Raw genomic sequence first — 16975 nt, forward strand, 5'->3', positions numbered from 1 at the left:
ACTAACTCAGCCGTCATTTCGGGACCTTAGACGATGGTCAGGATTCTTCTCCTCTCGGGACCGGACCTTAGCACCCGGCCCCTCACTCCACGTGTCAAACCGGCAAGCATTCGGAGTTTGTCAAGACTTGATAGGCGGCGAAGCCCTCGCATCTTATCAGTCGCTCTACCTCATGCCGGTAATCACGCAGGCTGCACCTAAATGCATTTCGGGGAGTACGAGCTATCTCCAAGTTTGATTAGCCTTTCACCCCTACCCTCATCTCATCCAGAAGCTTTTCAACGCTTATTGGTGCGGACCTCCATCTGGTGTTACCCAGACTTCATCCTGGACAAGGGTAGATCACTTGGTTTCGCGTCTGCCACTGCCGACTGGACGCCCTGACTCGCTTTCGCTTCGGATCGTTTTCGCGCTTAACCTTGCCGGCAACGGCAACTCGTAGGTTCATTATGCAAAAGGCACGCCGTCACACCTTACGGTGCTCCGACCGCTTGTAGGCACATGGGTTCAGGGTCTGTTTCACTCCCCTGTGCGGGGTACTTTTCACCTTTCCCTCACGGTACTGGTTCACTATCGGTCTCTCGGGAGTATTTAGCCTTGCCGGATGGTCCCGGCGGATTCTCGCAGGATTCCTCGTGTCCCGCGATACTCAGGATACCACTATGCTTCCATCGGTTTCGGGTACGCAGCTTTCATGCTCTATGGCGGCGCTTTCCAGCGCCTTCCCCTCGCCTTTGTCTTGCAATCTCGTGGTCCTACAACCCCGCGGGTGCCGTAACACCCGCGGTTTGGGCTATTCCCCGTTCGCTCGCCACTACTGGGGGAATCATTCTTATTTTCTTTTCCTGCAGGTACTAAGATGTTTCAGTTCCCTGCGTTAGCCTCTGTCATTGACAGATGATGTCCCTTCAGAACACCGGGTTGTCCCATTCGGAGATCCGCGGGTCAAAGGTCATTTGCACCTCACCGCGGCTTTTCGCAGCTTATCACGTCCTTCATCGCCTCCGAGAGCCCAGGCATCCACCATGTGCCCTTATCTACTTCCTTTCCGTTCTGCAGTATTAACTGCCACGGATTATACTCTTGGCTCTTGCGTCTTACTGTTATTGGGTTTGTACAACATGTCAAAGATCTTCTTCCAATTGACAATTGACAATTGACAATTCTGGAGTGTGGAGAATAACGGATTCGAACCGTTGACCCCCTGCTTGCAAAGCAGGTGCTCTAGCCAGCTGAGCTAATCCCCCTTCATTTTCCGGGCGGCAAAGGTACGCTTTTCTGTACGTTCCGCAAGCGGATGCCCGGACTTTTTTTTTCGGAGTAGTCCCAGGCAGAGTTGAACTGCCGACCTCTACATTATCAGTGTAGCGCTCTAACCAACTGAGCTATAGGACTGTCAGTCTAACCTCAATCTGCCCGGACAGTGCCCGGCTTCTCTGGTTCTCCTTCATATCTTTACAAACAAACATCAGCAGTACAAGACCGGATAGAAAGGCCTATGTCCTATCGGAATCTCAAAGCTCCAGAAAGGAGGTGTTCCAGCCGCACCTTCCGGTACGGCTACCTTGTTACGACTTAGCCCCAGTCACCGGTTTTACCCTAGGACGACCCTCGCGGTTACGTACTTCAGGTACCCCCGGCTCCCATGGCTTGACGGGCGGTGTGTACAAGGCCCGGGAACGTATTCACCGCGCCATGGCTGATGCGCGATTACTAGCGAATCCAGCTTCGTGGAGCCGGGTTGCAGGCTCCAGTCCGAACTGGGAGGGGTTTTCGGGATTGGCATCCTGTCGCCAGGTAGCAGCCTTCTGTACCCCCCATTGTAACACGTGTGTAGCCCCGGACGTAAGGGCCGTGCTGATTTGACGTCATCCCCACCTTCCTCGCATCTTACGATGGCAGTCCCGGCAGAGTCCCCAGCATTACCTGATGGCAACTGCCGGCAAGGGTTGCGCTCGTTATGGCACTTAAGCCGACACCTCACGGCACGAGCTGACGACAACCATGCAGCACCTCCACAACCGCTATTGCTAGCTGTCGCGTTTCCGCGACATTCGGTTGCAGTTCAAGCCCGGGTAAGGTTCCTCGCGTATCATCGAATTAAACCACATGTTCCTCCGCTTGTGCGGGCCCCCGTCAATTCCTTTGAGTTTCACCGTTGCCGGCGTACTCCCCAGGTGGAATACTTAATGCTTTCGCTTGGCCGCTGACATTGTATCGCCAACAGCGAGTATTCATCGTTTACCGTGTGGACTACCAGGGTATCTAATCCTGTTTGATACCCACACTTTCGAGCATCAATGTCAGTTACAGCTTGGTGCACTGCCTTCGCAATCGGAGTTCTTCGTGATATCTAAGCATTTCACCGCTACACCACGAATTCCATGCACCTCAACTGCACTCAAGGCTCCCAGTTTCAACTGCAGTCCTACGGTTGAGCCGCAGAATTTCACAACTGACTTAAAAGCCCATCTACGCTCCCTTTAAACCCAATAAATCCGGATAACGCTCGCATCCTCCGTATTACCGCGGCTGCTGGCACGGAGTTAGCCGATGCTTATTCATAAGGTACATACAAACACCTACACGTAAGCGACTTTATTCCCTTATAAAAGAAGTTTACAACCCATAGGGCAGTCATCCTTCACGCTACTTGGCTGGTTCAGGCTCGCGCCCATTGACCAATATTCCTCACTGCTGCCTCCCGTAGGAGTTTGGACCGTGTCTCAGTTCCAATGTGGGGGACCTTCCTCTCAGAACCCCTATCCATCGTCGGTTAGGTGGGCCGTTACCCCGCCTACTGCCTAATGGAACGCATCCCCATCCTTTACCAGTTCGCACCTTTAATTGAATCCCCATGCGGGAATCCAATGCCATCGGGTATTAATCTTACTTTCGCAAGGCTATCCCCGAGTAAAGGGCAGGTTGGATACGTGTTACTCACCCGTGCGCCGGTCGCCATCCGAATTTCATTGCTGAAACTCTATGCTGCCCCGCGACTTGCATGTGTTAAGCCTGTAGCTAGCGTTCATCCTGAGCCAGGATCAAACTCTTCATTGTAATGAATTTCTTTAATCTCTTTTGCCCGGATTTCCGATTTCCTTTTGACTTATTGTCCAGGTTTTGACGTTGACCTTTCATACCCATTCCGCTGATTAACAATCATCAGCAGAGCTCTTGTACTACTTGTCTGTTTGTTGCATTCTTTTCAAGTATCTAACGCTTTACAGCGGCTTTCCTTATCGAAAGCGGATGCAAAGGTAGAGCTTTTGAATATTCCCTCCAAACATTCTACGCACTTTTTTGAACATTTTTTTGAACGTATTTTCTAAAGAACTCATTCACAGATATGTTTTATAACATGTTTTTCGGGGATTGTTGGGAAAATGTAACGGTGCGAAAGGCGGAATCGGGTGGATTCGAATGCAATGACGGAAAGGAAAGGGAGAAATTATTTGCGTTTGTTTGCATTTCAAAAGGAAATTACAGAAATGCCGCACCGGGAGAGGCGATGCAATACAATGAAGGCCTCCATATAATAATGTGAAGCCTTCCGCATCGAAAAGAGAAGGGGAAGCATCTGCGCGACGCCTCCCCTCCCATACATCGAATTTATTAGAAATTTAAACAATTCCTTGTGCCATCATGGCTTTTGCCACTTTCATGAAGCCGGCGACGTTCGCGCCCTTCACATAGTTGATGTATCCGTCGGGCTCGGTACCATATTTGACACATGCCTCGTGGATATTCTTCATGATGCTCTTCAGACGTTCGTCCACTTCCTCCTTGGTCCAGCCCAACTTGATGGAGTTCTGAGTCATCTCCAGACCGGATACCGACACACCGCCGGCATTGGCAGCCTTACCCGGAGCGTACAGGATCTTCGCTTCCTGGAACACGCGGATGGCTTCGGGAGTGGAAGGCATGTTCGCACCTTCGGAGACGGCAATCACACCGTTGGCAACCAACTGACGGGCATGGTCGCCGTTCAATTCGTTCTGCGTAGCGGAAGGCAACGCGATGTCCGCCTTCTCACCCCAAGGCTTCGCACCGGCAACGTACTTGCAACCGTATTTCTCGGCGTACTCGCGGATACGGCCGCGGTAGAGGTTCTTCAACTCCATGATGTAGTCGAGCTTCTCGCGGTCGATGCCGTCGGGGTCATAGATGTAGCCGTCGGAGTCGGACATGGTGACCACCTTGCCACCCAGCTCGAGCACCTTCTCGGCCGTATATTGTGCCACGTTTCCGGAACCGGAAATGAGGCAGACTTTGCCTTTCAAATCCTCGCCGCGGGTCTTCAGCATCTCCTGCAGGAAGTAGATGTTGCCGTAGCCGGTTGCCTCGGGACGAATCAGCGAACCGCCGAACTCCAATCCCTTGCCGGTCAACGTACCGGTAAACTCGCGGGTCAGCTTCTTGTACATGCCGAACATGTAGCCCACCTCGCGTCCGCCGACACCGATGTCGCCGGCAGGTACGTCGGTCTCGGGACCGATGTGGCGCCACAACTCAAGCATGAATGCCTGACAGAAACGCATCACTTCCGCATTGGACTTGCCGCGCGGGGAGAAGTCGGAACCGCCCTTGCCGCCACCCATCGGAAGCGTGGTCAGCGAGTTCTTGAACGTCTGCTCGAAAGCAAGGAACTTCAAGATACCCAGGTTCACCGAAGCGTGGAAACGAATACCGCCCTTGTACGGACCGATGGCGTTGTTGTGCTGCACACGGTAGCCCATGTTCGTACGGATGTTGCCTTCATCGTCCACCCAGGTCACACGGAACTGGTAGACGCGGTCGGGGATGCACAGGCGCTCCACCAGATTCACCTTGTCAAATTCGGGGTGCTTGTTGTACTCCTCTTCAATCGTACTCAATACTTCTTCTACCGCCTGGTGGTATTCAGGCTCGTTCGGGAATCGTCTCTTCAAATCCTCTAATACGTTAGCTGCATTCATAAAGCTTACTTACTTTTACTAATAACCTAATATGTGATTTTCTCGTTTACGGTGCAAAAGTATATATTCTCCCGAATATAGAAAACATTTTCGCAACTATTTTCGCAAAAAATCTATCAAATTTACATTTTAATCACTGAAAGTACAACAAACAGTAAACAATCAGATGCAAACAACGGACAAATGACAGCCGACGGACCGTCCGCCGACGCCCTCTACTTCCAACTCCGCCACACCGGGATGCCGACCAGCACCGCGGACAGCACCAGCGAGACCACCAGCGGACCGTCAATCTTCGCACCGGACGTCAGCACGATGAAGCACAGGGCGACCCACAACAGCACGAAGCACACGGACTGCGAACGGGACAAACGTTTTCTCATAACTCTTTTCTTCATTTGGGATAAAACAAAGAGAGCTGCCGCAAGACTTGCTTCCGCTTGCAGCAGCCCCCGGGATTCAATAGTCAACGGGCTCACGCACCCAGGATGGTGCAGACCTCACGCTTCTTCTTGTCGACAATCGCGTCGATGACCGCAACGGCGGTGATGTTGACGATGTCGCGCACGGAGCTTTCGAAGTCGGTGAAGTGGATGGGCTTGTTCAGACCCATCTGAATCGGGCCGATCATCTCCGTCTCGCTCATTGCCTGGATGAGCTGGTAGGCGGAGTTCGCCGAGCTGAGGTTCGGGAACACCAGCGTGTTCACCTCCTTGTCCTTCAGACGCGTGAAGGGGTACTTCGCATCACGCAGCTCGCGGTTCATCGCGAAGTTCACCTGCATCTCGCCGTCGATGGCAAGGTCGGGATAATGCTTCTGCATGTAGTCCACCGCCTCGTGAACCGTCGCAGGACTGCCCGTGGTGTCGGAACCGAAGTTCGAATACGAGAGCATCGCCATCACCGGCGTCCGGTTGAAGAATTCCACCGTCCGACGCGCCAGACGGGCGATGTCGATGAGCGTTGCCGTGTCGGGATGACGGTTGATGAGCGTGTCAGCCAGGAAGTAGGTCCCCTTCTTCGAGTTGAGGATGTGCATCGTGCCGAAATGCTTGAACTCCGGCTGGATGCCGATGACCTCCTTCGCCACCTTGATGGTGTTCGAGTAACGGGTGTACAGGCCGGTGATGAACGCGTCCGCCTCGCCCGTCTCGACCATCATCATGCCGAAGTAGTTGCGCTCGAACATCTTGTCGTTCGCCTCCTCGAAGGTCATGCCCTCGCGGCCGCGCTTCTCCGCCAGGATGCGGGCATACCGCTCGCGGCGCTCCGTCTGGCAGTCGTGGCGCAGGTTGACGACCTCGATGCCCTCCAGGCTGACGTCAAGCTCCTTGGCAAGCTTGGCTATGCGCTCCTCGTTGCCCAGCAGGATGGGGTAACAGATGCCTTCCGCCTTTGCCTCGACGGCCGCCTTCAGCATGTGGGGGTGCGTACCCTCGGCGAAGACCACGCGCTGCGGGTCGCGGCGTGCCGTGTCGTACAACTGACGGGTGAGCTTGCTCTCCTGCCCCATGAGCTCGCGCAGGTGGGTCTTGTAGGCGTTCCAGTCGGTGATTTCCCGACGGGCGACACCCGACTCGATGGCGGCTTTTGCCACGGCGACGGACACCTCGGTGATGAGACGCGGGTCGACGGGCTTCGGGATGAAGTAGTCGGGACCGAAGGTGAAGTTGTTCACGTGATAGGCGACGTTCACCACGTCGGGCACGGGCTGTTTCGCCAGGTTGGCGATGGCGTAGACGGCGGCGAGCTTCATCTCCTCGTTGATGGCGGTGGCGTGGGTGTCAAGCGCGCCGCGGAAGATGTAGGGGAAGCCGATGACGTTGTTTATCTGGTTGGGATAGTCCGAGCGTCCGGTGGAGATGAGCACGTCAGGGCGGGAAGCCTTGGCATCCTCGTAGGAGATTTCCGGCGTCGGGTTCGCCAGGGCAAAGACGATGGGATTCTCCGCCATGCTGCGCACCATGTCCTGCGTCAGCACGTTGCCCTTTGACAAGCCGAGGAAGACGTCTGCCCCGCGGATGGCCTCAGCCAGGGTATGCACGTCGCGGCGGTCGGTGGCAAAGAGGCGCTTCGTCTCGTTCAGGTTCTCGCGGTCGGAGGTTATCACGCCCTTGCTGTCGAGCATGAGGATGTTCTCCTTGCGCGCACCCAGGGCGACGTAAAGCTTCGTGCAGGAGATGGCGGACGCTCCGGCGCCGTTGACCACGATGCGGACGTCCTCGATGCGCTTGCCTGCCACCTCGAGGGCGTTGAGCAGTCCCGCGGCGGAGATGATGGCGGTGCCGTGCTGGTCGTCGTGCATCACGGGGATGTCCAGCTCCTCTTTCAGCCGACGCTCGATTTCAAAGCACTCCGGCGCCTTGATGTCCTCGAGGTTGATGCCGCCGAAGGTGGGTGCAATCGCCTTGACTGCCGCGATGAACTTCTCGGGGTCCTTCTCGTCGATTTCGATGTCGAACACGTCGATGCCGGCGTATATCTTGAAGAGCAGTCCCTTACCCTCCATCACCGGCTTGCCGCTGAGCGCGCCGATGTCGCCCAGACCGAGCACAGCCGTACCGTTGGAGATGACTGCCACGAGATTGCCTTTGTCCGTATAGTCGTACGCCGTGTGGGGGTCCTTCTCGATTTCGAGACAGGGCTCGGCGACGCCCGGCGAATAGGCGAGCGACAGGTCGGTCTGCGTACGGTAGGGTTTGGTGGGAACTACTTCAATCTTTCCGGGCCTTCCTTGTGAATGATAGAGCAAGGCCGCTTCTCTCGTTATCTTTACCATAATAATATGTATTTAGTGATTCCGTTTAACTAGTTGTAGCAAAGGTAGGAAGAATATTACAATGTGCGCGTCTGTCCATCGTTTTTAACGTGATTTTGATATTTCGGATACAAGCAAGGGGGAACGCGCAAGGCGACTTCGGCTGAACAAAAAACAGACGGACGCCGCAGCCTGTCAGCCACGACGCCCGTCCCAAAAATTCCAACATTACAATTCTTCAGACTCAGATGCCCTCGTCCGTGTCATCGCTGCTGCCACCACCGGAAGGCTTTCCTCCGTCCTCCGCCGGTGTGCCGCCGGTGTTGCCCGACGTCGTGGTGGCGTCTGCCTTCTGACCGATGACCTCGCGCTTGTAGTGCGTCACCTCGGTGTTGGCGTAGTCGATGAAGGAGGCATAATCCTTCTCGCCCTCGATGAGCGCCAGTGCGTTGACCCATTTCACCAGCGTACGGTAGGCCTCATCGGACGCCCGGCGAGCCTTCTTCAGCGCGCCGACGGGTTGCAGCATCCGCTCCTGCGTGCGCTGAGCGGTGAAGGTGCGCACCTGCTCGTTGGCACCCTTCAGCGCGGTGACGAACGGGGTGAGCGAGAGGGTGCTGACCTGTGTGGCATACTTCCCTTCGAGGTCGGCGACGAAGTTGATGAGCAAGCCCGTCTCCTTGTCGAGCTGGTCGGTCGTGGAGATACCGTAGTCAACGATGTGCTGGTTGAGGACCCGGGCAGCCGCCGCCATCGCCTCGTCGGGGAGGTTGAGGAAGCCCTTCACCGCCTTCTTGTAGCCGTTGTAGAGGGCGTCGCGCAGCCGGTCCGCCTCCATGATGTCGTCGGTCAGCAGACTCTTCTGCGAGAGTTTCAGCGCGTCATCCTCGGCAGCGAGAGCTGTCTTGAGGGCGGCGAGTTGGGCGGAAGCCTTGGTTTTCAACTGTGCATTTTTCTCGGCATTTGCCAAGATGTTGCTTACGTAGAGGTAGTGCGCACCATTGTTCATGCGCTCCAATGTGATGTTTTTGAGTTCCATCATACACAAACCGTTTAAATGATTAATACTAGGTGCAGGCATCGTGCCTGCATCGGAACAGGCACGAAATTACAGAAGTTTTTATAATTATTCCCATTTCTTAGGAGGAATTTTTTCGCGGACGTTATATTTCAGCCATTTTTGCCCGGAAAGATGTTAAGAAACATGTTTTCCGCGTCCGTTTGGTTTCTCGGGACGCTGGAAATGTCGTATCCAACGCCAAACTGTTTTTCGGGACGCTGGAAATGTCGTATCCAACGCCAAACTGTTTTCCGGGACGCTGGAAATGCCGTATCCGGCGCCAAAGTGTTTTGAAAGGTTAAGGATACGCTATATCCAGCTTCAAAATGTTTTCAAAGGTTAAAGAAACGTCGTATCCAGGCTCAAAACATTTTGCGGGAAGGCTTTGTCATCCGTTTCTCGTTTGAACGGCCTTCGAACGGTGTTCATGTCGGGTGTTTCTTGCCTGACGGGGAGCATAAGGAAGGGGGCAGCCCCTTGTTGTGGACTGCCCCCCGTTCGCTAGTGAATGATAATTATGTTTGTGTGATGCTTGCAGGAGAAGTTATCTACCACGCAATGTAAATTCAGTTGCTGTGCCATTTCTCAATGCGCCTACCGTTGTAGTGGCGGTATATCTATTACTATATCTGAAAGTTATTTGCGTATCGTCATCATAATCGGCTAAAATATCCAATCCAAGGTCAGCTTTACCCTGCGAACCAACCGTCAACGTTTCAATCTCCGTTGTTTGTCCCCAACCTGAGGGCACTATTACTTGAACCTGTCCATTGTTAGGTACATTCTGAGTATTTCCATAATACCCTCCATATTTAAATGTCAACGATAATATGACAGGTTCCGGATTCGTAAAGCTCAACAACTCATGTTCCGCGAACAAGTCGCTCGACACCTTAATCTGCGTAGCACTCTCTGCGATATTCGACAAGAAATGGAACTCAAAGGTGCGATTGGCTGTCGTTTCATATTCCTCTTGCGTGATGGTAGCCACATAGTCGAACGAAGAATTTTCGTGCAAGCGGACAGGCAGACGGTTCTTCTCAACATCGGGATAGATGGTCTTCTTGATGGGTTCGATGTAGAACTCCAAGGGGAAGACTGACTGCGGAAGATTCTCCGGCAATTGAAGCGTGACGGTTTGCGGAGTTCCTGCCTCTGCATCAATCTGGGGGATACAGCTAGCTGTAAACTCGAACGGCGTACGTACATTGACAGTAACCCGACGGGATAATCCTTCGTCACTAATCACAATGAATTCCTGTGTTTGCATGGAGGCAGGCAACGGATCAGCCGGAATGATGGTTATCGTTCCGTCCTCATTGCATTTGATTTCCTTTACAGCCTCATGATTATAGCCGCCTTCATCGTCTCCGTCAACCGGCACGGCATTCACATGGTCGTTTGCCGGCTTTCCGTCAATCGTGTAATTGTAGTTCAGGGTATATGCGTCCGTTGATACCAACATGATGTGGAGCTTGTCGACACTCAACTCACGTCCTACATTGTCCTCGATGCGGTTTACCTCGCTGACTTCGACAGAAGCTGAAATGTTGTTGGACGCTGCCGCGTTCATGGCTTCCTCAATGCTATCATATCCCTTGCTCTCCACGTTGCCTATAATCACATGATAGGCAAAGTTGCGATACAGATTGAGGTAGGAAGTAACGCCCGTAGTCGCATCGCTGCTGACAATGTCCAGCTTATAATAACATGTAGCCCCATTGAAGTCTGCTTTCACAAGGATATAGACCGGAGCATCCGAATCATCCTGATTGCGTTCGTACACGTATTTGGGTTCTGGCGTGAATTCGTCCGCTTCGGGTGCACTCTCATCTATCTCTCCACAAGTGACACCGGGATACCGTTCGTTTTTTTCACGGAAGGTTGCATACACATCATCCGCTGTGTCCAGTCCCTCGAACTTCGCAAAGCCACTGCCCGTGTATGGAGCCACGGTTCCTTCGTTGGTTTCATTTACAAGGGCATAACCTAAAAGCGTAAAGTTCTCGTTTCTGCCCTCACCTTTCGTAACACTGATCTTGGCAAAGTTGCGCACCAGCTTGACAGTCTCCAACTTCGTATTTTTCGTAATGCCATCCTTGACTGTCAAATGTCCCCAATAAGCATCCACACCGTCCTTCACAGTCAGGTTGCTAAAGATGCTTACTTCATTCGCCGCCGGGGAATACGTACCGAACGTAACATCTCCCAAGACGAAATGCAAAGAAACATCCGCGTCAGACTTGGGCAAATTGACCGTATAAGTGCCTTGGTTACCCACAAAACTGTTTACGGTCGCCACCTGGTTGGCTATAAAGAATCCGTTTTCATCGAAGACCAACACACGCATCGGCATCTGCATTACGTCCTGAGGTTGGTCGCCCAAAGCACGGGAAGCCACAACCGGTTCCGGAATCGTAACCGTAAATTGATACTCATCCGGTTGCAGCGTCGGTGAACTCACCAATTCGTCCTGCTGACAAGCTGTTGCCAGCAAGAGCATCAACATACTTATATAGGTATATATCTTTTTCATAACTTATTTCATTTTATAAGTTTATCGCATCGGTTCATCACCCCATACGAATTGCGTATCGGAACCACCCTTCTCACTCATCTTTTCATTGCCCCAATACCATACATCGTAAACGCAGCGGACAGAGTGCCCCCACCCATCATCATCATGGAAACCTGCCGGAGAAGACTCATTATCATAGTATCTACCAGACGAAGCATAATAGTCACCTCCAAACAGCACCGGAATCACCCCACGGTCTGACAGACTCACAATATACTTGATTTCGGCTTCTGTCGGCACACGCCAACGACCAGCAGGATAACCGTTTTCCTGATAGGATGCACAACGCCGTTTAGCCGTTTCATAAGTCAAAGAGTACCTATCCACAACTCCCCACGACGAAGCTATCTTGAATGCCGGGGCAATCACATTCTGCACATCGCCCTTACGCGTCGGATAATAGTAGCTCAAAGTCTTTCCATTGAATTCCTTCTTCAGAAAATCCAAATTGTCCACTGTGGAAGAACGCGGGTCACCAATGGCATAATTGCTACCTGCGATGTCAAAAGAGGTAATATAAATGGTATATTGGTTCAAGTTTTTATTCGTTGCATTGACTAATGGATTATTAACACCACCTAAAGTATTACCATACCAATCGTACTGCCCTTTATCATCATCATAAACAGAACCAGAAGACACACCATACACAAAACGATTACTTGCTCCGTTCGGATTATAATCTCCCACAATATAAATTGCAGGATATTGTGTAATCTCCCAAGTGGCATCCAGCTCTTGCTCGTTCCAGACTTTAACCGTGATTGTATAAGGAACATAGTCTTCTGTAGTTACAGGATGGGTAAATATCAACTCGTCGTCATTCCATGTAAGCGAGAAGCCGGCATCCCAAATTGCCTCCGGAGTATCCAATTTCACAGTGTCTGTATGGCTAGCATCATCCGTTTTTGCATTGTAATTCGGATAAGTAACCTTCGTTATCTGAGTTTCACCCATCGTCAGTGCACTACTGCTGACATAAGGCATCCGCAGCTCATTGGTATTATTCATGACCGATGTATACTCTTCCAACACCAAATATTTATAATTGTTCATGTCGGCAGAAATATTCATGTCAAACCAGTCATAGATGATGAAGTCTGCGTCCAGCGTAACTGCCTCACGAGGATTCATACTACCCAAAACACTCACATTGACATTTACCTTATAATATTTGTTGCGCTCCAGCAAGGCAGGAGTGTCCTCACTTCCGGTAATGGGCACACGGTAGTAGTAGTTGACAGGTTCCTCACCAGAGGCTGTCTTCATGTTCCAAGGAACACAAAGAATCAGATAAGAATCCTTTCTATCCGTCGTATTGAGCGGGTTCGGATAAGAGTAGAAAGGCACATGCTTCGTTCCATCCTGTGTATAGGCACGATGCATACGGGTCACGTAATCTTCAGCCACGACCTCATAATCACCTGCCAGGTTCGTAGCCTGTACACCGTAAACCATTGTCACGCTCATCGCGTTCACGATAGGAGTGTATTCCACACCGTTCTCGACAATCGGTTCTGTCGTCACGGTCGGGAACAAAGCCACCTTTGCCATGGCGCGTTTCAGTGAAATCTCGCCCGGAGTCTCTCTTGACACGGTAACCGATGCCTCACCATCCATCAGGAGGGATTCTTCTATCTCGCCGTTTGACTTATATCCGTCTTTCCACGTGGTCTGTATGCGTTTGTCCTGTAACTCGGCTATTGTCATGCCGACGGCAGAAGCATCATTAACGTTTGCATAATAAGCACGTCCATTGGCTATGACATATATATAATAGGAGTTACCAAAAGACACCGCAGTATCAGCGAGCTTCACACGCAGCTCATTTCCGACAGGCTCCAAACCTGTTTGTGCGTAGATACATTGTCCGTCGGCATCATTGAAGAAAAAGACATCAGCCGAAGTGACCTTATTCTCATTATACTCATCCACACCCGGAGAGCGTGAAGGCTGAACAGCCGTAGCTTCCAGATTCAGCACCCACGTATTTTCATCACCCGCCAACGGGCCATTGTCAAAATCTTCCTGGCAGGCACACAAGCAACCCAGTGCCACAAGCACCGTACAAGCAATCGTATAAATTCTAAGTTTCATGGTGTTTATCTGCTTTGAAGTAATGTAAATCGGTTAATCTCGTCCGTTGAACCCGGCTGAATGGTCTGATCCGGGTCAGTCAAATCGAGTTCATAGGTTTTTCCGGCAATATCGGCAAATACCCGGAGCACCGCCTCATGACGTTCATCTGATGCGGGGTCGGTGACTTCAATCCGAAGGGTTTGCGTCACGGGTTTACCCTCTGCATACGCCGGTCCGGAAGTCGGCGTTACAAATCGGAATGCATTTATATCGCCTTCCAGATAAGCACGCCACAGAGTTCCACTGGGGGCATTGATGACGAACTTCAGCTCCGCAGTACGATTCGGATTCATCCATACGGTGTTCTCATCGCCTGCTACTCCCAGTTGGTAGTATGTTCCTTCGGTCCATCCTTCACTCATGTAGCTCAGCACATCCTTAAAGTCAATATTGATTTCAGGAGCATCTTCCCAATCGAGAACTTCGTATTCCAGCTTCCAGTCATTCTGCTTCAGTATAATATTGATGTTGATGAAAGCGTTGCGGAGGATTTGAGACAAGTCGCTGCCTTCCTCCGTCTCCATGTCATTCAACGGGAATGTTTTCTTATTGCCATTCCAAGTAGCTTCCAATACATATCCGCCTTCGGGAGCCACGCTCTCATAGAAATAGCCCAAGGCAGTCGAAGCTGTCGCATCCATAGGTGCAGACACGGTGACATCTCCCAAAGCCAAATCCTCGGAACCGGCGTCATTGGGCGTATAGGTCATCTCATAATTTTTCGCGAACAGAGACGTATTCTCAGCTCCCACCTTTACCAAGCGGATATCTGTAATCTGTTGCTCTGCCCCTGTCTGGTTGATAAAGTTGACTCTCGCTTTGGCAACCACACGCTGCATCTCAATCTCGAGCTGTTGGTTTTCATTCCCTTCGATTTTCAATGAACGCTTGGCAGCGGCAGGCAGGTGTTTCCCGGCAGACGCGTCAATCAGCGTTCCGGGCACCTCATCCAAAAGGGTTGCTTCGAGTTGTTCCAAATCGGGCGTTCCGCTGAAGTCTCCACCAAAGCTTTCCTCGTTGGCAATGGCATAGAAGTCATACGTGTGTCCGGCATAGAGGTCGCCGAAGGTCACGGTTGCGGAGATTTCATTTTGCTGAAACTCGCGTTCGTAGTTGAAACGGATTTCACTCGTCGCCTGATCGACCACAAGGACACGCAGATGCTTCATGCCTTCGCCCGCCTCCAGATTGGAGTCCGTTGTACCATTGGCACGTGTCGTAAACGTCAGCGTCACGCTCGCCTTGTCAGCCACGGCGTAATCTTCCTTGATGCAGGAGGTCAGGCAGCAGGCCAGCAGCAGGAGCATTGCGCCGGTGTATTTCAATAAATTGTTTCTCATAAGGCTTGTTCCTTTCTGCATATAGTTATTCCCAGCCGGGAGTTACATCCTCGATGTACCAGGCAGGTAGTTTGATTTCAATGTTAGTTTGCTTAAAGTTGATGGCAATCGGCAGGTTGGCTTCTTGCCGGATGACATCGCGGGTGATGTCGTTCTCCATGATGTAGTCATAGAGCGATGTTTCCACCAGGAGTTCATCGTCGGGACCATACAGACGAAGCAGGTGCTGGCTCAGGTCGGCATCCAGTGCCCCGTTGGCATCCATACGGAAGACAGGTACCTCGCCCGTGGTGTAGCAGCCCAGTTCCGTGTTCCACTCCAGTGCCGGAACCAGTGTCTCCTTTTCGTCATTGACCTTGTTTGTCAGTGATGTCTGTGCGTTGGCATTCTCAATCACCAGACGGAGCGGCATGCCTTCGTCAGGCGACGGCCATCCGTTCACCTCCACGCTCAGGTTGATGTGCGAGCTGCGGAGCGTCACGGTGTCGCGGTTCATCACACCATCACCGGAAGCGACGAAAAACTCCGATTGTCCCAAGTAGTTGTGGTCATGTGTGGCCACCTCATTGTTTCCTCCTCCCCAGTCGGGATTCTGGATGAATATACGGTCAAAGTCGGCAGCGTTCATGTCTGTCAACTCCGTATTGTCGCCGGCATTACCCACGGCAACCACCTTGTAGCGTACACCGGCAGGCAGCTTGAACGACGGTTTGGCAAAGTTCGAAAGTTCGTCCTTGTTGTATTGGCGGCTGCTCAGTAAGTGCCCGCCCTCATCGAAAACATACAGGTCTACCTTACTCATGTATTGATAAAGCACATCCGTATTGCCATCCGCCAGATATTGGAAGTAGATGGTCACATTGTCGCAATCGTCGTAATCCTCTTTTATACAACTGGTCGTCAGGACGGGAACGGCCAGCAACAGCATTAGTTTATATATAATATGTTTCATCACTTAGTACGGTTTTGTTAAACTGTATGTCGTTAGTCCTATGATTCAAAAGAGGAAAAAGGGAGAGGAAATTTCTTCCCTCCCTTTTCCATTTATTTAAGAGATTAATACTCTTGCCATACAGCTGTAAGGTTCTCAATATCCCAAGCAGCTTCTACTACTGTTACGTCAACAGCATAAACATCTTCATCTTGATGCTCTTCGTTCGGACCGATGTTCTTGTCAGCAATCTGGATATCAGTGATACGGTAGATTGTACCTGCCTTGAACTCAAAATTCTCAGAACCGTTGAAAGACTTAACAATAGCATAACGGGGCTCATTAATAACAGTACCATCAGCTCTATCAGCATTCTTGAAGCAGAGCTTCAGCAAAGGCATTTCATTCTGGTTGTTGGGGAAGAAGTGATAAGCATAAGCCTGAGCCGGTTCAGCTACAGCAGGCCATACAGCATTTGCAGCTTTGAAATCATTGTTCGGAGCAGCGATTTCATCCAACAATACAGGAATAGGAGCTGTAATTCCTTCAGTTGCAGGATAGTAATAGTTGGTAGCATTAGCAGCACCCTTGGTAGCCTTTACATGGTCCACATAAACAGCATCGAATGACAATACACTGTAGATACATGCTGCAGCTCCATCCACATGCTTAATGCCAGACACTTCCAAACGAGCAACAGGAATTTCCAAACTTACCGTTACATCTTCATACATCTTATAAGTCTTTCCATCATGTTGACGCTCGTTATCGGTCAATTGGAAAGCTTTTGCTACAGAACCGTAAGCCGGGATTGTTTCAGGCTCTTTAACCAAGTCTTCTTCATTCATTTCTTCCAACGAGGTTAAATCATCAATCTCCTGACCGCCATTTACCCATGCTTCTACTTTAGAAAGTCCGTTGACTCCATAGAAAGTATACTCAGTCGTACCTGCTTTCAACTGAACAGCTTGACCTGCACCATTATTATCGGTAATGCGAACATAGATATCACCAGTTACCTCCACCATGTCGGCACCTGCTGCTTTATCCGTTGCCGGAACGAGGGCACGAGTACCCGGTTGAACCAAATTGATAGTCACTGCAGATGTGCCGTCGGCAATCATCGCATTTTCCTCGTCATTACTACAAGCAGCAAACGCAAGAGCAGCTGCTGAGAACATAATTAAACTTTTCAGTTTCATACTCTTTAA

The 16975-nt window shown here is 51.2% G+C and carries 9 protein-coding genes, 2 tRNA genes and 2 rRNA genes (1 of these 13 cut by a window edge); all 13 read right to left on the reverse strand.

The features are described from left to right. Positions 1 to 1047 (reverse strand): 23S ribosomal RNA (locus C8275_RS13990) (it extends 1827 nt beyond the left edge of the window). 126 nt (positions 1048 to 1173) lie between these two features. Continuing rightward, a tRNA-Ala gene (locus tag C8275_RS13995) sits at positions 1174 to 1247 on the reverse strand. A gap of 74 nt (positions 1248 to 1321) precedes the next feature. Further along, a tRNA-Ile gene (locus C8275_RS14000) sits at positions 1322 to 1395 on the reverse strand. A 131-nt stretch (positions 1396 to 1526) separates the two neighbouring features. Next, a 16S ribosomal RNA gene (locus tag C8275_RS14005) occupies positions 1527 to 3060 on the reverse strand. The 16S and 23S rRNA genes sit together here with 2 tRNA genes alongside, the layout of an rRNA operon. Before the next feature lie 563 nt (positions 3061 to 3623). Further along, complete coding sequence (locus C8275_RS14015; protein ID WP_022384739.1) at positions 3624 to 4958, reverse strand: NADP-specific glutamate dehydrogenase; 1335 nt, start codon at positions 4956 to 4958, stop codon at positions 3624 to 3626. A gap of 215 nt (positions 4959 to 5173) precedes the next feature. Then, on the reverse strand, positions 5174 to 5341 hold the full coding sequence (locus C8275_RS14735) for a hypothetical protein (RefSeq protein WP_199881944.1): 168 nt from the start codon (positions 5339 to 5341) through the stop codon (positions 5174 to 5176). A 92-nt stretch (positions 5342 to 5433) separates the two neighbouring features. Next, the gene (locus C8275_RS14020; RefSeq protein ID WP_022384737.1) at positions 5434 to 7737 is read right to left on the reverse strand and encodes an NADP-dependent malic enzyme; all 2304 of its coding nucleotides are present in this window, start codon (positions 7735 to 7737) and stop codon (positions 5434 to 5436) included. Positions 7738 to 7960: 223 nt separating this feature from the next. Beyond that, positions 7961 to 8758 (reverse strand): DUF6261 family protein, encoded by a 798-nt coding sequence (locus tag C8275_RS14025; RefSeq protein ID WP_199881946.1) that lies wholly within the window; start codon positions 8756 to 8758, stop codon positions 7961 to 7963. Between the two features lie 562 nt (positions 8759 to 9320). Beyond that, positions 9321 to 11312 carry a hypothetical protein gene (locus tag C8275_RS14030; RefSeq protein WP_157948292.1) on the reverse strand — a complete coding sequence of 664 codons (1992 nt, stop codon included), beginning with the start codon at positions 11310 to 11312 and terminating at the stop codon, positions 9321 to 9323. Between the two features lie 21 nt (positions 11313 to 11333). Next, a complete protein-coding gene (locus C8275_RS14035; protein WP_106625621.1) occupies positions 11334 to 13451 on the reverse strand; it encodes a hypothetical protein in 2118 nt (705 codons plus the stop codon). 5 nt (positions 13452 to 13456) lie between these two features. Continuing rightward, a complete protein-coding gene (locus C8275_RS14040) occupies positions 13457 to 14833 on the reverse strand; it encodes a FimB/Mfa2 family fimbrial subunit (protein ID WP_157948293.1) in 1377 nt (458 codons plus the stop codon). 25 nt (positions 14834 to 14858) lie between these two features. Continuing rightward, positions 14859 to 15785: a FimB/Mfa2 family fimbrial subunit gene (locus C8275_RS14045; protein ID WP_234395782.1), complete on the reverse strand. Its 927-nt coding sequence runs from the start codon at positions 15783 to 15785 to the stop codon at positions 14859 to 14861. A gap of 104 nt (positions 15786 to 15889) precedes the next feature. Then, positions 15890 to 16966: a hypothetical protein gene (locus C8275_RS14050; protein ID WP_106625624.1), complete on the reverse strand. Its 1077-nt coding sequence runs from the start codon at positions 16964 to 16966 to the stop codon at positions 15890 to 15892. Between the last annotated feature and the right edge of the window lie 9 nt (positions 16967 to 16975).

This window comes from Bacteroides sp. Marseille-P3684, assembly GCF_900291465.1.
GTDB lineage: Bacteria > Bacteroidota > Bacteroidia > Bacteroidales > Bacteroidaceae > Phocaeicola_A.